14 protein-coding genes and 1 tRNA gene are annotated in these 19,758 nt (G+C 53.6%); 7 read left to right on the plus strand and 8 right to left on the minus strand.

Features of this window, described 5'->3' with window-relative positions; translation table 11 throughout:
* Positions 1-4 precede the first annotated feature (4 nt).
* Together AC1XYH_RS18740 and AC1XYH_RS18745 are read right to left on the minus strand one after the other, a co-directional pair.
* Positions 5-1,174: a CBASS cGAMP synthase gene (locus tag AC1XYH_RS18740; RefSeq protein ID WP_483324592.1), complete on the minus strand. Its 1,170-nt coding sequence runs from the start codon at positions 1,172-1,174 to the stop codon at positions 5-7.
* The gene (locus tag AC1XYH_RS18745; RefSeq protein ID WP_483324593.1) at positions 1,158-2,189 is read right to left on the minus strand and encodes a CBASS cGAMP-activated phospholipase; all 1,032 of its coding nucleotides are present in this window, start codon (positions 2,187-2,189) and stop codon (positions 1,158-1,160) included. Before AC1XYH_RS18745 ends, AC1XYH_RS18740 begins: the two co-directional genes overlap by 17 nt.
* Before the next feature lie 835 nt (positions 2,190-3,024).
* On the opposite strand from AC1XYH_RS18745, the gene AC1XYH_RS18750 reads away from it, so the two are divergent.
* Together AC1XYH_RS18750 and AC1XYH_RS18755 are read left to right on the plus strand one after the other, a co-directional pair.
* Positions 3,025-3,540: a hypothetical protein gene (locus tag AC1XYH_RS18750; RefSeq protein ID WP_483324594.1), complete on the plus strand. Its 516-nt coding sequence runs from the start codon at positions 3,025-3,027 to the stop codon at positions 3,538-3,540.
* Positions 3,533-4,204: a Cap15 family cyclic dinucleotide receptor domain-containing protein gene (locus tag AC1XYH_RS18755; RefSeq protein ID WP_483324595.1), complete on the plus strand. Its 672-nt coding sequence runs from the start codon at positions 3,533-3,535 to the stop codon at positions 4,202-4,204. The genes AC1XYH_RS18750 and AC1XYH_RS18755 overlap by 8 nt, the downstream gene beginning before the upstream one ends.
* A 118-nt stretch (positions 4,205-4,322) precedes the next feature.
* On the opposite strand, the gene AC1XYH_RS18760 is transcribed toward AC1XYH_RS18755, so the two are convergent.
* Positions 4,323-5,354 carry a DEAD/DEAH box-containing ATP-dependent helicase gene (locus AC1XYH_RS18760; protein ID WP_483324596.1) on the minus strand — a complete coding sequence of 344 codons (1,032 nt, stop codon included), beginning with the start codon at positions 5,352-5,354 and terminating at the stop codon, positions 4,323-4,325.
* On the minus strand, positions 5,339-6,901 hold the full coding sequence (locus AC1XYH_RS18765; RefSeq protein ID WP_483324597.1) for an ATP-dependent nuclease: 1,563 nt from the start codon (positions 6,899-6,901) through the stop codon (positions 5,339-5,341). Before AC1XYH_RS18765 ends, AC1XYH_RS18760 begins: the two co-directional genes overlap by 16 nt.
* A gap of 712 nt (positions 6,902-7,613) precedes the next feature.
* Here AC1XYH_RS18765 and AC1XYH_RS18770 point away from each other — a divergent pair.
* Positions 7,614-8,921, plus strand: a complete 1,308-nt coding sequence (locus AC1XYH_RS18770; protein WP_483324598.1) for a hypothetical protein — start codon at positions 7,614-7,616, stop codon at positions 8,919-8,921.
* Positions 8,922-9,592: 671 nt separating this feature from the next.
* Here AC1XYH_RS18770 and AC1XYH_RS18775 read toward each other — a convergent pair.
* A protein-coding gene (locus AC1XYH_RS18775; protein WP_123891117.1) for an IS3 family transposase occupies positions 9,593-10,725 on the minus strand; the annotation gives its coding sequence in 2 pieces (ribosomal slippage) (positions 9,593-10,485 and positions 10,485-10,725; 1,134 coding nt in all).
* 263 nt (positions 10,726-10,988) lie between these two features.
* Between AC1XYH_RS18775 and mauJ the strand changes: the two genes are divergently transcribed.
* On the plus strand, positions 10,989-12,074 hold the full coding sequence (gene mauJ / locus AC1XYH_RS18780; RefSeq protein ID WP_483324599.1) for a methylamine utilization protein MauJ: 1,086 nt from the start codon (positions 10,989-10,991) through the stop codon (positions 12,072-12,074).
* Positions 12,075-12,277: 203 nt separating this feature from the next.
* Positions 12,278-12,718, plus strand: a complete 441-nt coding sequence (locus AC1XYH_RS18785) for a hypothetical protein (protein ID WP_483324600.1) — start codon at positions 12,278-12,280, stop codon at positions 12,716-12,718.
* 367 nt (positions 12,719-13,085) lie between these two features.
* Here the strand turns inward: AC1XYH_RS18785 and AC1XYH_RS18790 are convergent.
* A tRNA-Arg gene (locus tag AC1XYH_RS18790) sits at positions 13,086-13,162 on the minus strand.
* 334 nt (positions 13,163-13,496) lie between these two features.
* Between AC1XYH_RS18790 and AC1XYH_RS18795 the strand changes: the two genes are divergently transcribed.
* Positions 13,497-13,928, plus strand: a complete 432-nt coding sequence (locus tag AC1XYH_RS18795) for a c-type cytochrome (protein ID WP_483324601.1) — start codon at positions 13,497-13,499, stop codon at positions 13,926-13,928.
* Between the two features lie 72 nt (positions 13,929-14,000).
* Here the strand turns inward: AC1XYH_RS18795 and rep are convergent, their stop codons facing one another.
* A complete protein-coding gene (gene rep / locus AC1XYH_RS18800; protein ID WP_483324602.1) occupies positions 14,001-16,007 on the minus strand; it encodes a DNA helicase Rep in 2,007 nt (668 codons plus the stop codon).
* A 320-nt stretch (positions 16,008-16,327) separates the two neighbouring features.
* Here rep and AC1XYH_RS18805 point away from each other — a divergent pair, with 320 nt between their 5' ends.
* The gene (locus AC1XYH_RS18805) at positions 16,328-18,037 is read left to right on the plus strand and encodes a putative bifunctional diguanylate cyclase/phosphodiesterase (protein ID WP_483324603.1); all 1,710 of its coding nucleotides are present in this window, start codon (positions 16,328-16,330) and stop codon (positions 18,035-18,037) included.
* Between the two features lie 178 nt (positions 18,038-18,215).
* Here the strand turns inward: AC1XYH_RS18805 and AC1XYH_RS18810 are convergent, their stop codons facing one another.
* Entirely contained in the window at positions 18,216-19,727 is a 1,512-nt protein-coding gene (locus AC1XYH_RS18810) for a YifB family Mg chelatase-like AAA ATPase (protein ID WP_483324604.1), read from the minus strand.
* Positions 19,728-19,758 lie beyond the last annotated feature (31 nt).

A 19,758-nucleotide genomic window follows, 5' to 3' on the forward strand; every position in this document is an offset into this window, starting at 1 on the left:
TTTGTCAGCCTGCACTACTGGACAGAACGACGGGTGGGGCTACCTTTTCTGGGGTGGAGTTGCGGATCGCATCCGCTTCACCGCCCACCTCAATCAGTGTGATGTCCCAGGGCATTCGGCTACCGAACTGGGCTATCATTTGGGTCACCGCTTGGCTTTTTTGATGCTCTCGCATCAACCGGCTTTCGTAAATTGAGGCTCCCAGATTAGCAAAACGACGCGCAGCAATTGTACGGTCGGGCCCCTCTAGGCGGTTGAAGTCCTCTTTCTCATCATCTATCCCGGCTTCCCTTATTTCGCCCTCGAAAACCACACCCAAATGTTTGGCTGCAGCTTCAGTTACTATGTCATCGCGACCGGGTTGGGCAACAAAGTTCTGGCTAACTGCGATCATGATAGAGACGGATGTTGGACCGCCGCTATCCCAGCGCTCGTCCCGCCAAGCCTTGAGGTAGCGGCATACTCGACGGAGTTGTTCGCCATGCTCTATGACGCGGTCTCGAAACCAGTTTGCTACTGCTTCCGGATCAGAATTACGCCATTCACCACTACGAGTGGCCATTGCAATATGGTCGAGATCTTTCCACTGTTGCGACTGATAGCTTTCATCCATAGCACTGCCATTTGCGACGTGATCCATTCGATTCAGCATCGCTTTTTCAAGCGAGACCCGCTCGGTAATGGCCTCGAACTCGTCTTCGGGTGCCGCATACAGGGGCAGGTCGATATGGGCCCAGTCGGCAATTTGGATGCGAATGCAGGTCTTTTTCCCAGTGACCAATTCCCATTTCTCTTTATCGCATAAGTCTTTCAGCAATTCCTCGACAAGAGTGAAGTAGGCTTTGGCCATCTGGTGGGGTGGACCATTTTCCTCCCATACAGTGACAGGCAGGTAAACTCCATAATCCCAGTCCATTTCTTGAGCTGGGGACTTGGCAGGCACAACGCACGTGTTATAAGACCAGGACCCTTGAGTTCTGAATCGTGGCTCCACAACATGTTCCATACCTAAGATAGTCTTTGTAGCTGCGCGAATGCGCGGCTTCAAATGTTCACGAACCTTGTTTTTACATTCCATCAGGAACTTGCGCTGCTCGCGCGTAGGTGCGATTCGATCCTCAAACACATTGGCGTCCGCGCCACCCTTATGGAAAAGCTTATTCAGTTTCAACATTTTCACGGCTCCCTTGGGTAGCGTTAGCGCCACAAAAGAATTGCGGCGGTGGCGACTGGTGATTAAGGAATGGTTGAAATTCGTCCTTTCCGAGCCAATATTTAGATTGCTCAGAGGCGGCCCCCAGCAGGGTCTCTTTTGCGGCACGGTCTGCTTTGTCGAGCGCAACGGCGCTAGCGCGTTCGTCGGTCAAGGCTTCGTCGATATGGATGTAGCGGCCCGGGAGATGGTGACGAAGCATAAAGTCGCTTAACGACTCAAGAACCGATATGGACAGGCCAAAGAGGCGCTTGGGTGTATTTGCGGGATTGATTCCTCCCCAGTCATAAGTCCCTCCTTCACGATTGCGGCCGGGGTTGGCGGTGAACTTCGAAGACATGGTGCCGATGGATAGCAGATGCACGCCCTCAGAAGGTTGGCGGAAGAAAGTCTGCGCTTCGTGGTTGGCTAACAAGCCAGGGGCATTGGCATACAAGCCCCCGTCGACGTACTGGTTGTTATTGAAAGTGTGCCGAGGGAAATAAGCAGGAGCAGCGCTAGTGGCTAAAGCGATGTCTACCAGCCGAAATTCGTGGTCGCGTTTGAAGCTAGGATGATGTGAGGTCTTGAAAACCTGAGGCTGTCCGCTCGAGTAATTAATTGCGGGTATGAGCACTGGATGTTTGCAGTCGCCCAGCGTGCGTTCACCGAAGAGCGACGGGGCACTGAGCAGGTTTTGCAAAGGTTTCGCAGAGTACGGTGCTCTCAGCATACCCATCAGAGAGAATCGGCGTCTGAAGATTTCCTCGCCATGCTCAGCGAACAAATCAACCATTGTCTTCGCAGGGATACGGCAAGCGATTGCCAATGCAAGAATGCCTCCGATAGAGGTGCCTGCGATCAAGTCAAATCGCGTAGCTATGGGCGCCCCAATCTCCTCCTCTAAATCCGCGAGGATTTTAGCTGTGTACAGCCCCCTAAAACCACCACCCGATAGCGCAAGAATCTGAAAGCGCTCCCGCTTCGGTTCAACCACTGCAATTCTCCTCGCTAGTGGGTGTGTGCAAAAAAAGCGTTATTTTCATATCTCATGCCAAAACCTAGTAAAGCTATATGTGCGCATCAGATGGCTCAATTCACACAACATAGAGTGATTTATTGGCATTAGCAAGGATTGATCTGTTGGTGTGTATGTGGATACAGTTTCTAAGTGCCAGGCTTTATAGGTTGGGGCCGTTTGATGAAAACAATTTTAGAAGCGAACTTTTAAAAGAGGTGTTGTGGGTTATTTTTGACGCCTGAAAATGGACAAGGATGGCTGGGTTTAACTAATGGTCTGCTGACTCTGGCATCGCCAGAGTGTTCGGAAAGATCTTCGTTCCAAGGGGGGTGCAGTTAATAGTGAATACTCGCGCAAGTAGCGTGATAAGAATGCATAGCCTTTAGGGATAGAGATTTGTCGATGTCTATGTTGTTAGTTTTGGGGTACTGGGGAAGGTGCCTTTGAACCAGAGTGCATATAAACGCCTGAGCAAAGTCCCGGACATCAGAGGGTGGTCTCAAGGTCCAAGTGCAACACGTGAGCTAGAGGCGATTCAGTAACCATCACTTAGTGAAGGCGCCAACGGCCTAAAGACCGTCCAGTTTTACGTCTCCGATTATCTGGCGCGCTGGTGGGGTGGTTTAGCTCATCGGGAAGGCACCTCGGGCTTTGATCAGGCTACAAAGATCTGATCAATCAATCAGCCTGCGAGGTTCAGCGTTTTCAAACACTCTGGGCCGAGAGCGGATATAAACGTTCCTGTTAAATGGTCTTCTCGCTTTACCTTAACCTTCTCGGTACATCATCATGGGTTCATCGGCCTCTACACATGCAGGCCCAGCTAGCGGAATATTACACATTGGAAAACGACACCGCATCGCAAGATCGAGACTTTCCAGTAAGACTGTTGGAACAGATCAAAAAGTTGAGATCGGAATCGTTCTCTGGAGTTGGGCTTGTCTTCTACTTCCGTCTTGATGAGTTGCCGAGCATGCCACTGGGACATCAGAACGCGATGAAACCAGATCTTCCGATCTTCGGAGTCGAAGCGATTTCCCGCATATTAGCTAAGGTTTCAGACCACGAGTCACCCTGGCACGACGGATTCCACATGATCGACATGGAGTCGCAATCACTCACACATCTTTCACAGTTTCTAGCGCCTCCGTTGAAGGGCTCGGCACAGATTTCAGAGGATCGACCCAGCGGAGCAAGGCAGATGACAGCGCTGCTTACATCTCTCGTGCCGGGCATAGCGTTTGTAGGTGTGCTTAGTATGGGTAATGATGTCGTTGTGTACAAAAATGGAAAAATTTTAGCACGAGCAAATGAGAAATATGAATAACTTAAGCCTCACAGAAGCCGAGCTGCAGCGACTATTGAAGGTATACTTCAGCCTGGTTTTAGCTGTTGCGATCTGTCTTTATTTTGTCCTCGTACTTTTAGGATATGAAACGCTTACCGCGGCGTGGCGTGCAGTTTCATATGGTTTAACTGGTATCACTTTCTTATTCGGTGTTTTTTTCAAGTTGGCGTGGAGGTCCCCCCGAATCGCGCGATGGATGCGAAGACCAATAGTGCATGGCGTATGGCGCGGCACGCTTAGCTCGGACTTCCATCAGGAGAATAAGTCGCCGTTACAGATACCTATCATTTTTGTAATCCGGCAAACGTACTTGACCATTTCGATAGAGTCATTCACGAAGTCTCAAGAAGGCGAATCGAAACTCGAAGCGTTGATTCAGAACAGTAGAACAGAGGCCACCCGCCTTTGTTATGTTTTCGAGCTTAAAAGGCTTTATCAAGGCGAAAACAAACTTACCACTGGCGCAGGTGACCTACGCCTGATCAATAACTGTATGCTCCTCAGAGGTCATTACTGGACCAACTCACCGACCTTTGGGGAGCTGCAGTTGGAGCTAATTTCCCGTGAATGTGCTGGTGTGGATTGTTACGAGGTGGCTGAGCGGAAATGGCCGCTTACTTCCGCCCAGAACTCCCCAGCGTAGAAAATTGCGGTGCTAGCTGGCTACAGTCGTGAATCGTCTTGGATGCCGTAGCCACACCTAGTGACTGCTCTTGGCTAATAGCGGTCATCGAGTATCTACCGATGCTGGGGCGATTCAGCTATGTTCCCTGCTTAAACGCCTTCAACAGCTTCTCGGGCACGAAATACAGATCACCTCGGGCCCTGGTACAGGCTACGTAAAGTTTATTGCGGGTGTGCGGGTTTGCCTGGTGTAGCCTCTCAGCCACATAGTCTTTCCAGATACCCGGGCCCATCACAACGCAAACATCGTTAAAGTGATCCATACCCTTACTTGCCCCCCAATTCTCGGAATAGCAGCCGTACTTGTAGTGTTCGCTCAAAAACAACTTCACGATGGCTGGATCAGCGTGTAACAAGTCGGCTTGGTTTTGGTCGGCAACCGTAATGATCCGGCTGGCCCGCTCCTCATGGGCACCCATCGCAATTTGTAGCTTGGTGCTGATGAAGTCGCAGACCGTTTTTGCGCATCGCCAGCTGCGGCTCAGCCTTGCCTTGTCTACAGTGATACCGGCATCACGAAAGCGCTTCTCGTAGCGGGCGACATCGTCGTGAAGGTTTTTGTTTGTCGCTCCGTCTCTGCTGGTATCGAAGGTGTGCTGGTGGAAGTCACCGACGAATGTCATGCCAATTTTCGCCTGGGCAACCTCCAGCAGCAGGTTGAAGTCGTGGCCCGCGAAATCCTGTACCTCGTCGACGTACAGGCAGTCGTAAAAGCGCTCCAAGCGGGCGCGCACGTCTGGTACGGCCTTCACGACCTGTAGTAGTTTGGCGAGGCGGCAGTGATAGAGTCTGCCGCTGCCATCGCGATACCGATTGAGATCGTCCAGTGGGTAGCGCCTGTCCGGCGGGCGCCTGAAATTCAGACCTCGGGTTCCTAGCTGCAATTGCATCAACGGCCGATAGCAGAACCCATGCAGGAACGAGAAGTACGTCATGAGCGTGATGTTGGATGGGATCACCCCAAATCTCTGGATGATCCTATTACGCAGGTGTCGGTGATTGTTGTCCGTGTAAGTGATGATCAATGCCCGCTGACCACGGCTCAGACGCTCGATAATCAGGCTGGTTTTTCCGGACCCTGCAACAGAAAAAATTACGCTCTTATCCATTCGATCGCTTCCTGTATGTACTTAGGGGCGATCAGCTCAGCGGACTTCTTGGTCAGCAGCTCGAAAGCGGCATCCGCCTTATTTTTTAGCATGTACTCTTGAACGGTCAGCGTTTTGCGTTCCGCAGCAAAAAGGTCGTCGCAGGTTCTCTGGTTGTCGCTGTACAGCCCTATTTCGAAGGTGCTTCGTTCAGGACCTGGATCGGCAAAGATCTTGGCTGACTCGTAAAGGCAGCATTCGTAGTTCGTTACACAGTTCTGTTGGTAGTCACCGTCGTTATCCCGAATTGCGGCGATTTTGGTGTTCAAGAGCCTTCCGAGCTCCAGGTATCGTTTGAAGCTCGTGCCGCTGATCGAGATGATGTGCACTTCATCATCCTGAGGAAGATGGCCTGCCTGCTGCGTATAGAACTGCTCCATGAGTATGAATTCTGCATCGCCCTCGACCAAAATAACTCGCTTGGAGAGAGCTAGCTCAAGGACGTTGTTATCAGGCGCTTTCATAAAGAAGCTTGCAGTGGGCTCTGACAGGTCTTTCAAACGTCCCGCATGGCCAGATCCGAGCAGCAGCGCGTGGCGTAGATCGAGCCGTGCGCAAATATGGCTGCTATGCGTCGCGATGAACAACTGAGTGTCTGTCGTACCCGCCAGTTTCTCAACCAAGCGCTTCATGTTGGTGTGGCTCAGATGGTTTTCGGGTTCCTCCAGCAACAGCGCGTGCAGGCTCCCTTTTTCCTTGTGTTTCTGAAGGGCGAAATTGGTCTTGATGAAGCACTGCTCACCTTTGCCACGATTCTCAATAGGGATGCCGCCCTTAGTGATCATCAAATCGGTTTCAAGGTTGGAGCGCGAGCTGGTTCGCAAGGCGAACTGATAGTCGCCGAGCGTATCGCTCAAGTCCTTCAGGCTCTCTCGACCGAACGCCTCCTTCCCTTGCCTGTAGCGATTTTCGAGGCGGTAGCGATCCTGCACTTCGGTATGGAATCCGAACACCGCCCGGGTGTATTCGCGAGCGGCGTATTCACTGTCAATACGAGAGCTGTCGATCATCAGATGCTTGACTGGCCGCCGGTAGGTGACGTGAGGCGCCCCGGCGAACGTCAAGAACTGCACGCTGTAATACTCAAAGGGAAAGCTGTCCCTGTTAGCTTTGAGTAGGTCGACTATCGTCTGGCCGAACTCCTCAATCAATGGGACGATGGCCATGCGTAGACCATCTGTCGGCGTTCCCAGAACGTTTTGGGTACCATGAAAACCCTGTTCGTCTCCTTCTTCGAGAAACACGTCCACGATGACCTCGGGAAGCAAGTCCAGCGTCGCAGGGCCTGTCAGGAATCTCTGCACCGCCGCCTTATTCAGTAAGGCTTCATAGCCTATGTTCTCGACGCGGCTGCGACTCGCGCTCAGCGCCAGATCCAAGGCCAATAGCACGCTGCTCTTGCCAGTCTCGTTGTCGCCGATCAGGACGTTCTTGCCTGGGTCGAACTCAAGGGTCAGGTCACCGAAGCTTTTGAAGTTCTTGACCACAATTTTTTTGATAGCAGGCATGTTCACTCCTTCTAACGTGCGCGTTGTTGGGGAAAGCGCGTGCTCTGTCCCTAGGCAGCTGATGGGGCATCAGCCTCAATAAGCTATCAATTTGACACTGCACCAGGCAAACCTGAGTTTAGGAATGCCCCCTCGGAGTTCAGGTGCAGTAGATAGATACTCGCACCGGCCTCGACACGTTCGAGCGCCGGATCATTGGCAAAACCGTCAATCCCCAAAGCCGTCTAAGGGCATAAGATGGATCAGTATCAACTCTTAATACGGTGGGCTCGAGTGAAAAAAGAGGGAAAGGCGGGCAGAATTATTTACAAGGCTACCGGCCGCTTCTTGCCGATAGCAGCCCACCAGTTAAGTCCGATTGAGACCAGGAGCTGACTGTCCGGCTAATAAATAAATCTGTTCCCTTTTTCCTATCTAGCAACGGATCAGGGCCGATGCAAGGCTAAGCAAAGCGAAAGTCTCAAAGCCTCACCGTCGCTCACCGGCCAGAAGTGGGCATTAAAACTCCGTAAGCTCCCAACACCCAGCGTGCGAAATTCATGCCCTTGCTTGGCAAACCGTTCTTTGCCTGCGTCCGGGAATTTAGCGTCCTTCCAAGTGCTATCTTATAACTGCCTACCTCAATCCCGCTTTCCAGGAAAGACCACGCCCACTTGTTGAAAGGTTGCTATCCAACTGGCAGGATATGGTATCTCCCCAAAAAGAAGGCACCATGAACAGCAAAACTGTAGTCGTGCCTACTGAAGGTCATCTCAAAGAAATGCTGAGTGACTGGCAAGCAAATGCAAACCAGTCATTTACCATGGAAGAAGCCCTTCGATGGATTGACGCGCGATATCCTGATGTCGACCCGCAGCGTTTCGGAGCGCTGCTCCGCAACTCGGCAGCGAACCACAAGAGCAAAAGGCAACGTAAGCCTGATCTGGTGTGGCAACTCACCAAGGAACGCTTCATTCCTTACGATCCAGCCTTCGACCCTAAACCGGGAAGTCATGAAGCCGCCGCCTGGGTCATTCGCCTCGCCCTGCAGGAGCGCTCCGACGTCATTCAAGGTGTGATCCTCGACCAGTACTGCGCTCTAATGGCTACAGCTATCGAGTGCCAGAAGCCCCTAAACAAAACATCCCAGATAATAGCTGATGGCTTAGCCGGACTGCTTTGGGTAGACAATATTGAGGGGTTTCTCTCGCAAATTTCGGAACTAGGGGCTGCGGAATACTTCAGGGCTGCCCATCCAGAGGGTTTTAAAAACCATGTTCCAAACCAGGTCAGGTCGAGCACTAGCCTAGTAAAGAATTTCGATTTCACGTTCGAAGCTGAGAGCATCCGCTTCAACGTTGAAGTGAAAGCGTTTTCCAAAGCCTATAACGCAAGCGCCAAAGGAGGCACAAAATATTTTTTGCCAGAGCCTGTCAAGCAGACCCTGTGCGACGCAGGTGTCGAAATGACCCCCACCCTTGCAACCACTATCGGGCGCTTTCTTAGTGATGCGAATGACCAGTTACCGCCCCGTGATGAAGACATGAACGTTGTACTACTTTGCTGCAACGAGCCGGATGAATACGCCGATGTCATGGAAAGTCTACACGGACCCTATGGCCTAATTAGAGCTTCTAGGAATGCAGGTAAAAGTCACGAGCTACCAAACTCGGTCGTCCCAAACCTGTCACTCATGACCAACATCGATGCTGTGGTGGTGTGTCTGACTGGCTTCCTCCATTCGGGCATCGTCAACACCTTGCGATTCAGCCGGGCTTACGGGCTGGAGGGCTTAAGTCTCTCAAAGCCCCAGCACGCCTGGGATTTTCGCTTTAGCTTCCCGTGCGCATTCTGGCTGCACCGCCCCCCAACTGTGCCGCAACGCGAAATTACCTTGCACAAGGTTTTCTACTCGCATCTCCAGCTCCTACTAACCTACTACAAGCAACACAATGAAGATTGGCAGGCTGCAGTCTTCTCGCTAATCAACCATAAGTCACCTGGGCCGAAGCTAAACGAAGTGGCGGCGTGTCAAAGATAGTTAAGGTATGTAAAAAAATTGAAAAGTTCTCCAAGCGACAGCTTCAAGCTAGAAGCGAACCTCCGTCGGTAGCTGCTTCGGAACGGTAGTAGTAAGCAGAAGTCGGCCAAAACCATCTCGGTAGTCACCGACTAGATCAGAGGCCTTCTCTTACGCAGCGAAAAGCGGTGGCTTCGGATCAGATAGCGGAACTCCAATAGCGGTTTGGATACACAAGAGTGGAGGGACTTAATGCCCAGAAAGAGATAATGGGTGCGGGTTGAAACACTTAAATATTCTGGAAAGAAGCGCGTCGCCGTATTTGCGAACGCGCAGTCCTTTGAAATCACAACGATCATCAATCGCGCGAAATAAAATTCTGTTAGTCTGACTTTAGGTCGGCTTCGATGAAAAGCTCAGGCAGATAGTTCTGTATCAACCCAAGGTGGACCCCTATTCTTGTTGCTATGAGTGCTCCGGGTTTACCTCCACGTTCGCGACGCATAGCAATGGTGACCCCGCTGAGTAATTGTTGCGCAGCCTCCTCGTACAAACAAAGACCAGGCCGCAGTGCCACCGGTATATCTTTAGCCTTTATCATGGCTCCTCCACTAATACCTTTTGGTTTTGGAGAGGTCTGCCATCTACCGCCAATTACCGTCTGTTGGGTTCTACCCCGTTTCCACGGACGGTTATAAAACAGCTAAGAGCTTTTGATCCTGCGCAGCAACTCTACGTCGCATCCTAGGATTATGGAACCGCTCGATGTATTCAAATAGGTCTGCTCTTGCCTCGTCTTGAGTACGGTAACGTCGGTGATGTACTCGCTCTCGCTTCAGCATCCCAAAGAAGCCCTCACAGGCGGCATTATCGCCACAGTGGCCAACGGCACTCATGCTGCTGACTAACCGATTGCTGCCCAGATAACGCTGGTAATCGCCGCTGGTGAACTGCGTACCCCTGTCTGAGTGCAGTATCACCGGGGTTTCGCCCTGGCGTTGCCACACAGCCATTTGAACAGCTCTGATTACCATCTGCCGATCCTGTCTGTGATGCATGGACCAGCCCACAATCAGCTTACTGAACAGATCCAGGACCACGCATAGATACAGTTTTCCTTCCTGAGTGGAGATCTCCGTAATATCCGTGACCCACTTGGTATCAGGCTCAAGCGCTGAGAAGTCCCGCTGTAGATGGTTTTGAATACCCTGTGGCCGACTCGACGCTCGCCCCATTCGTCCCCGCTTTTTGCGAGGCCACCCCTGGATACCGTGCTTAGCCATTAGCCTTGCAACCCGATTCAGGCTCGTAGAAGTGCCTTCGGCAGCCAGGTCTTCATGCATCCGGGGCGAACCAATCATGCCACCACTATCATCATGAATCTCTCTGATTCGCGACAACAGATGCTGATTAGCCATAGCCCTGCTGGATAGAGGTCGAGATGCCCAGGCGTAATAACCGCTGGCCGAGACCTTCAGGCATCGACACATAAGGCGTATCGGGAAAAGACTGCGACAGCGTTGAATCGCCTGATACCTCAGGACGACTCCTTTGCAAAGAACACTGCCGCTTCGCGCAAAAAATCGCGCTCCTTTTTTACCCGCGCCAGTTCGCGTTTCAGATTGGCAAGCTCCTCGTCACGAGGCGTACCAGAGCCCTTGAACGCTTTGCTTGGCACATCGTCCGCTTCACGGACCCACCGCGACAACAAATTGGGGTTAATGCCAATCTCTAAGGCCACCTGACGACAGTTGGTACCAGGCTGGCGAGATAGCGCGATGGCTTCGCGCTTGAATTCAGGGCTGTATTTTCTGCGTTTGGACATGAACACTCCTTTGGCACATTGTGCCTCTTTTCAAGAGTGTCCGCAGTAACGGGGTAGAACCCCAGCGGCAGCGCGGACACTGGATAACGGCAGGCGTGGAAAGCAGAGTCTTTTGGCCAATGCGGCCACAAGTTCTATCCTTCGAGGGTATACGGTTCTTGCTCCAGCCCGCAGAGCGTGGTGAACAAGGGGGCGCCCTACCCGCTATCGCGCTTCGTACCGATGGTCTAGGCCTGACTGACGACCAGTGCAGGGCAGTAATCATGCGGCTCGCAACCGCCATAGCTTGGCGTGAAGGTCAAAAAGTAGAGCTGGTTATGTGGGCCGGTGGGAGTTCTCCTTTCCGATTAGGTAAATTACGAAACAATGCAATTACGGACTACCTTCCATCTGACAACCTTTGCGCACCTGCGAGTGACGAGGCACGCAAAGCGCTGGCTTATTATCGGGAAGGCCTGTCCATAGACAACCCCTTTTACTCGTTTCTGGGGTTCTACAAGGCCTTCAGTCGATCATTGCCCAATGGGAGGGAACGCGGGCCTTGGATCGTCGCGACGCTACCGCGGCTAACCGCCAGGGAGGCAATCGAGCGAAGAAATGAATTGATCCGAGCAGGCGAGGAAATCGCAACCTATGTAGCCAACCAAGGTCGTCACGCGATCGCTCATGCGGAGCGGGATGACATTGTTGATCCTGACGACCCCTCCGACCATCAACGCATCATCCAGGACCTTCCTCTCATGCGCCATTTGGCTGAAATTGCTATGGAAGAACGTCTCGAAATTACCCGACCTTACGCTTACCAGAGAGACCACCTCTATGAGCTTGCGGGCTTCAGGGAACTCTTCAACGATGTCGAGCTGGAAGCACTTCGACACGGAGCGCTGGCGCCAGGTGAGAGGTACGAAGGTCCAGAGCACTACTTGGTTCTTGCCCGTAAGCAAGGCAAATTCTATCCGTTGGGGAAAATGAAAATGTCCGGGGGCGGGCTACTCGAAGGGAAACTGGTTATTGATCTCGAAAGTGAGAGCCAGAACGTCCTAGTTCGAATAATGCTCGATTTCGCCAACGAGCGCTTACTGTTCAATCCATTACGGGATGTAGATTTCAAACAGGATCGCAACAGCCGCGCCACAGTTCAGGAGGAGCTTGCAGTCCACGCTTTTCTCTGGTGCATGTACTGCAATGGTCAAATAGAGGTGTGGGATGAAACGGGGGAAAAACGAATGGCAATGTCGCAACCTTGCATCCTCACGAATATAGATCTGAACCCAGCAGGTCATCAGCGTCTGGTAGAGGAGCTGACTGCGCTGATTGATCAATTCCCGCCTGACGAACCCGCCGCATGATGCTGTAAGGAAATCGCCGGCATCGGGCTGTTGTTCTTCCTAATGACGCTGGCCGACCTGCCTAAGAACCATAAGCTGATTCTGAGCCTGCTCGCTTGTCCAAGCTAGGATTCAGTGACCCATAACAACTGCATGGAGGCTATATGAAGCTGGATCGTGATCTACAGCGTAAGCTGCTGGAAGAATTGTGAGAACACTACCCGATGCCATTTTTCACTAACCGTATGGAGCATCTACACGGTGATCCTCAGCACCTGACTGCAAACGCTGCATATCTGATCGAGTACGGCTTGGTGGCCGGTGATTTACGGATGACCTCCACAGGTCGTGGCGACTTCTTGCCGACGAGACTTACACTGACAGCCAGCGGATTGGATTTCTTGGAGGAAGACGGCGGGCTCACTGCCATTTTGGGCACCCTGACCGTTCGGCTGCACGCTGACAGTGTCCGCGACCTGCTTGCCAAGCAGATCGAAGCTTCGGAGTTAGAAGGCAGCGTTAAAAGCCAGTTAATCACAGAGGTGAAAGGCTTGCCGGTAAAAGGTTTGGAAACAATTGTGACAGGGCTAGCTAAAAAGGGACTAGCTCGCTTGCCACACGCAATTCAGTGGCTGCAAAAATCTCTAATTGGTACGCCGTGGTAAAGACCGAGTCTGGCCGATACCGGCCGGTGGTGAAGGAAGGCTATCAGCCAAAATCTACTGCTCGGTTATGACTATCAAAGGCGCAGCGTGCCATCGACATTTGCTAATGCTTGCAGGATGCCTATGCGCCCCACCTGAGGCAGTACTCAAATTAGCAGTTCACCCACTCATCACCAAAACCAAGTGGGCACGATTTGGGCACATGCTGGGCACTGACGATTTTAAGGGGTTTGCTCGTGATTTGAGCTAGATGTCATGGTATTCATCAGCTGTCTGACTCGAAATTGAGTGCTAGCTGATTGGGGCAGGGATCGGCTTGTGAATTTGTCGATTTAGAGGAGGTGTAAGTTGTTGATTTATAACGAGATGGTGCACCCGACTGGATTCGAACCAGTGACCCCCGCCTTCGGAGGGCGGTACTCTATCCAGCTGAGCTACGGGTGCATATAAGTAATACGAGGCCATTTTGACCTTTAGCCGCACCGTGGCACAAGAGGGTGAGTATTGCCTTCGGAGGGCGGTACTCTATCCAGCTGAACTATTGGTGCGTGGTGTGAAGCGCGGAGCCATGCGGTGGCGAGCCGGGTTTCAGCGCCGCAATGATACGCATTGAAATCTCCGGCGTCCATGCTTGTGCGGTGAATGGCCGCACTGTCGGGTGTATCTTCTGGGCATTGGCTATTTTGTCGCTTGATGGTTTCCCGGTATACTCGCGATCATTGTCCAGGCAACGTACTTGGGCACGACTCTTATAGCTATGATGAGGATGCATAAGCTGATGACTTTGAAAAATATTTTGCTGGCCTCGGCGGCCATGCTGGTAGTAATTGCCGGTAATGCCTTTGCTGCAACGGCCAACGAAGAGGCCATCGCGGAGCGCCTTAAGCCTTACGGTGAAGTGTGTCTGGTAGGCGATCCTTGTGCTGAAGAAGTAGCTGGCGGCGGCGCAGCTGCTGGTGGCGAGCCCCGCACGGGTGAGGCTGTTTTTGGTACGTTCTGTACTGCTTGTCATTCGACTGGCGTATTGGGCGCTCCCAAAGCTGGCGATAGCGCTGCTTGGCAGGCGCGTCTGGACTCGCACGGTGGTGATATGGATGCGCTGGTCCAGTCTGCCGTCACTGGCCTGAATTCAATGCCGCCAAAAGGCACCTGTGCTGATTGTTCGGATGAAGAAATCCTGAACGCGATCCATCATATGTCCGGCCTCTGATTTTTAGTGGCGATACAAAAACGCCCCGCATCTGCGGGGCGTTTTTCGTTCGGGCTTAAGTTAAGGCTTGGTTCAGCCGCCTAGCAGGCCGCGTAGGTTGGAAAGAGCTGCTTTGCCGCGCGCCTGTTTTTCTTCGACGGGCGCTTCGTCAGTGCCTTCCCACTCCAGGTCTTCGGAGGGGATTTCCGCGAGGAAGCGACTGGGCAGGCAGTCAAATATTTCACCGAATTGGCGGCGCTTAGCGGCAAAGGTGAAGGTTAGCGTTTTACGTGCGCGGGTAATGCCAACATAGGCCAGGCGTCTCTCTTCTTCTACGCTGTCGGCTTCGATGCTGGAGCGGTGCGGGAGAATTTCCTCTTCCATGCCGGTGATGAATACATGCGGATATTCGAGGCCCTTGGAGGCGTGCAGGGTCATCAGCTGGACGCGGTCGTTGTCCTCTTCCTCTTCCTGGCGTTCGAGCATGTCGCGTAGCACCAATTTGGCGATGGCGTCCTCGATGGTGGTTTTGCCACTTTCGTCCTTTTCGAGAATGCTCTTTAGCGCATCGAGCAGGAACCAGACGTTGCCCATACGCTTGGCGGCGATACCGTCGCTGGAGCAGTTCTGGCGAATCCAGTTTTCATAGTCCAAATCGAGCACCATTTTGCGCAGCGCGTCGATGGGGTCTTCCTTGCTGCATTGCATGCGCACGCCATCCATCCAGTGGATAAAGCGCTGCAGCTTCTCGGCGTAGCGGGCGTCCAAGCGTTCGCTCAGGCCGGTCTCGGTGCAGGCTTGGTACATGCTGCATTGCCGCTCGTTGGCGTAGGTGCCGAGCTTTTCCAGGGTGGCTGGGCCTATTTCGCGGCGTGGTACGTTGATGACCCGCAGCAAGGCGTTGTCGTCGTCCTGATTGACCAGCAAGCGGAAGTAGGACATTAGATCTTTCACTTCCTGCCGGGCGAAGAAGCTGGTGCCGCCGGACAGGTGATAAGGCACCTGGTGATGTTGCAGTTTAAGCTCGATCAATCTTGCCTGGTGGTTGCCGCGATAGAGCACGGCGAAGTCACGCCAGGCGCGCTTATGTTGTAAATGCTGGTTCTGAATCTCCACCGCCACACGCTCGGCTTCGGCTTCTTCATTGCGGCAGCGAATCACGCGTAGCGGGTCGCCATAGCCCAGTTCGCTCCAGAGCTTTTTCTCGAACACGTGCGGGTTATTGGCAATCAAGGTATTGGCCGCGCGCAGAATGCGGCTGGTGGAGCGGTAGTTCTGCTCCAGCATCACTACCTTGAGGGCCGGAAAATCTTCTTTAAGCTGTGCGAGGTTTTCTGGCCGCGCGCCACGCCAGGCGTAAATTGATTGGTCGTCATCGCCCACCACGGTAAAGCGCGCTTGCGTCCCGACCAGCATCTTGACCAATAGATACTGGCTGGCGTTAGTGTCTTGATACTCGTCGACTAGCATGTAACGGATGCGAAACTGCCATTTTTCCAGTATGTCGGGGTTGTCGCGAAAGAGCATCACCGGAATCAGAATTAGGTCGTCAAAGTCGACCGCGTTATAGGCCTTGAGTGTGCGTTGATAGTGGATGTAAACGCTGGCAGCGGTCTGATCTTGCGGCGTTTTGGCTAGCGCCAAGGCTTCGTCCGGCAGGATGAGATCGTTCTTCCAAGAGGAGATTTTCCCTTGAATTCCGTCGATGCCGTCGTCGGCGCCATAGTCGCGGCGCATCAAATCCGTGATCAACGCTAAAGCATCCTGCTGATCGAAGATCGAGAAACCCGGCTTGTAACCCAACCGCTGATGTTCCTTGCGGATGATATTCAGGCCCAGGTTATGAAAGGTAGATACCGTCAGGCCGCGTGCATCCGGGCCTTTGATCAACTGGCTAACGCGGGATTTCATTTCGCGCGCGGCTTTATTGGTAAAGGTCACGGCAATAATGTGCTGCGCACGAATGCCACACTCTTTGACCAAATAGGCGATCTTGCGCGTAATGACGCTGGTTTTGCCGCTACCCGCGCCAGCCAATACCAGCAGTGGACCGCTGATGTACTCGACGGCTTCTTGTTGACGGGGATTGAGGCTTGCCACTGGTCGGCTGCTCCTGCGGTGGGGGTGGGCAATAATAGCAGTTTTTGCTCAACTGACCGTGTAATAGCCAAACACTAGGCTTGGTTAATGGCTGGATTTTCGCTATAACTGACTTCATAAAAGCGTTGTATATAACTAAATTTAAAAGAAACTTATTTTTTGGGGTGTTCTGAATCATTTGCGTGAGGGCCTGTGTAGTTGCCCTGTGCAAGCAAGACCCGAAGTAAATCATATAGATAGCAGTGGGTTGAGAGGGTGCTGACGCTGGGAGTCGGTACCAATTGATTCGGATATTGTCCTGATCCTTGGGGGATCGCTAGTTGAGCGCTGAGAGTCCAACGCAGCGAATTGTGCTACTTGATACCGATCACGGTGCCTTTGTGCGGCTGTGTCATCGGCTATCTGCCGTAAAAAGCAGTATTTTTATGCTTGAGCGACAGGAAAGTTGGCACGAGTTGCAGACGCAGATCAATCGCGGCGAGGTGCAGGCAGTCATTGCCCGCGCAGAAAATCTTGCGCTGTTGGCTGATTGTGGTGTGCCGGTGATTCATCTATCGACTGAGCCGGATTTCAACGGTGTTGGAAGCGCTCTCCACGATGTTCTTTGGGATCAGTCCAGTAGCAGTGAAGTCATCCGTTGTTTTCAGTATGCGATCGAGCGCCACAAGCTGCGCTCTGCCTTGGCGCACGCCGGTAATTTTGATGCGTTGACCGGAACCTGCAATCGGCAAATGTTTCAGGATCGGCTCAAGCAGGGCATGCGCCGCGCGCTGCGCACTAATCAGCCTCTCGCCGTGCTCTTTATCGACCTCGACAACTTCCGCCATGTGAACGACACCCTGGGCCACAGCGCTGGCGATACCATCATTTGTGAGGTGGTTACCCGTCTGCGCAGTGTGTTGCGCAATACCGACACCATCGGCCGTATGGGCAGCGATGAGTTTGCGCTGGTGATCGAGGATTACACCACTGCCAGTAATTTGCTGCAGGTCGCGCAAAAGGTGACTAACGAAATGGCTGAGCCTTTTACAGTCAATCGTGAGGGCCTATTGTTGGGCTGCAGTATTGGCATCGCGACTTACCCCGAAGGCGGACAAACAGTAGACAGTCTGTTATTGCACTCCAATTTGGCCATGTTGCAGGCGAAGGGGCAGCGTGGTTGCAACTTCCATTTTTACGATGAGCGCATCAACCTCCAAGCCAACAGCCTGATTGAGTTTGAGTCTTCTCTGCGCCAGGCTTTACGACGCAACGAGTTTGAGCTGCATTATCAGCCCCGTGTGGAATTGAGCACTGGCAACATCGTGGGGCTCGAGGGTTTGATCCGCTGGCGCCATCCGGAGCGCGGGCTGCTGGGGCCGAACGAGTTTATTCCACTGGCGGAAGATACCGGTTTGATTGTCCCGATGGGGTACTGGGTTATCGCCCGGGCCTGTCAGGACTTGGCGCGGCTGCAGAAGATGGGCACGCCGCCTGTGCATGTCGCAGTGAACATGTCGTTCCGTCAGTTTCAGGACAGCCGTTTGCTATCGACTGTCCAGCGCTTGCTTGAACGCACTGGTATCGACCCGCATTGGTTAGAGTTCGAGCTGACCGAAACGGCAGTAATGCAGCAGCCCGAACAGGTGCTGATGACCATGGACGGGATGACCGGACTGGGCGTGCGCTTCTCGCTGGATGATTTTGGCACCGGCTTCTCATCTTTTGTGCACCTGCACAGCTTGCCGATCAATCTGTTGAAGATTGACCGCAGCTTCGTCAAAGGCATTGCCGAACGCACGGCGGACCGGCAATTGGTCGGCGCCATGATTGATATGGGGCATAGCCTTGGGCTGGAGGTTGTCGCAGAGGGCGTAGAGCATCGCGAACAGTTGGAGGTTTTGCGGGGTCTGGGCTGTGAGCAGGTGCAAGGTTACTTCATCAGCCCGGCCTTGGCTTTTGATGAGCTGTGCTACTTCATGGATGCTTACAGCATGGGCCGCACCGAAGCCCAGAATGCCGACGACAAGGTGTCTTCGCTATTTAGCTGAGTTGTATCGGGGGTTGGAAGGTGAATAGCGAGGCGACTATCGACTTTGCTGGCGCCATGCTATTCAAAACCGACGCCGCCCCGCTGCGATTTAATATAGTGCACATCGCGTAGAGCGCCAGCTCCGTTTATCCGGAACTGTTACTAATGCAGGCCGAGCGCTTTAGCAGCGCCCCTGTTTAGCCACCGCCGGGTTGCCGATCCAGTTGCCGGTATTGCAACGCTTCTGCCAAGTGAGCACGCGCAATCTGCGCGACACCGGCCAAGTCGGCGATGCTGCGCGCTACCTTGAGTGTGCGGTGGCTGGCACGCCGCGACAGCCCCAACCTTACACTGGCTTGCTCCAGCCAGCGGGCATCCTCAGTTACCAGTGCGCAAAAATCGCGCAAGCCATCCATACCCAGGTGGGCATTGAGACCTTGCTGCCGCTCGGCTTGACGTTGTCGTGCGCTCAATACCTGCGCCGCAGCTGTCGCGCTATTGGGCTCCGCCAAGGTGTGTTCGGCGCTGAGCGAAAACGGCTCGTTGTGCATCGCTAAATGCAGATCTATGCGATCCAGCAGCGGGCCAGACAACTTGCTGCGATAGCGTTGCACTTGTTCAGGTGTGCAGCGGCATCGCCCGCTGGGATCGCCTTGAAAGCCGCAGGGGCATGGGTTCATTGCGGCGATAAGTTGAAAGCGGGCAGGGAAGGTCAGTTGTTCACGGGCACGGGCTATGTGAATGCAGCCTGACTCCATTGGCTCACGCAGCATCTCCAGCACCTTGCGGTCGAACTCGGGCAGTTCATCAAGAAACAGTACGCCGTTGTGCGCCTGACTTATCTCGCCGGGACGCGGTTGGCTGCCGCCGCCAACCAATGCGGCAGCTGATGCACCATGATGGGGCGCGCGAAAAGGGCGCGTCGGCCAACAGGTCAGTGGCGTGCGATCACACACCGATTGAATGGCTGCTACTTCTAAGGCTTCCTGTTCCAGGAGAGGCGGTAGTATGCCAGGCAGACGGCTGGCGAGTAGGGTCTTGCCGGTGCCGGGTGGGCCAAATAGCAACAGGTTATGGCCGCCGCTCGCGGCAACAATAAGCGCCCGCTTGGCCTGTTGTTGGCCCTGCACCTCAGCCAGCTCGGCGACTTTAACGGGCGTGGGTGGGGGGGCCGGGCTCAGTGGCGGCAGCGGCTGCCCGTTGCGCAAATGCTCACAAAGGGCCAAAAGGTGATCTGCAGCAATCAGCTCTACGCCATTGACCAATGCTGCTTCGGCGGCATTGGCGCGCGGCAGTATGAGTGTGCGCCCGGCGTCGCGGCAGGCTAAGGCAACGGGTAATACACCCTGTACCGGACGCAGCTCACCGGATAGCGCCAGCTCGCCAATGCATTCACAGTCCGCGAGCCGTTCAGGGGGTATTTGTCCGCTGGCCGCTAACAACCCCAATGCGATGGCAAGATCGAATCGGCCGCCTTCCTTGGGTAAATCGGCGGGTGCGAGATTAATAGTGATGCGCTTGAGGCTCGGAAAATCCAGCTGAGCATTCTGTAGAGCGCTGCGCACGCGATCTTTACTCTCGCGTACGGCCGTCTCGGGCAGGCCAACCAAGGTCAGGCTAGGCATGCCGTTGGCAAGATGCACTTCAACGCTAACCGGAGGAGCCTGGATGCCCAGGCGGGCGCGGCTGTGGACTATCGCCAGTGACATGATCACTCCTTGATCATTAAATCTGGTGCCT

The sequence above is a fragment of the Pseudomonas sp. GW-45 genome, assembly GCF_056896675.1.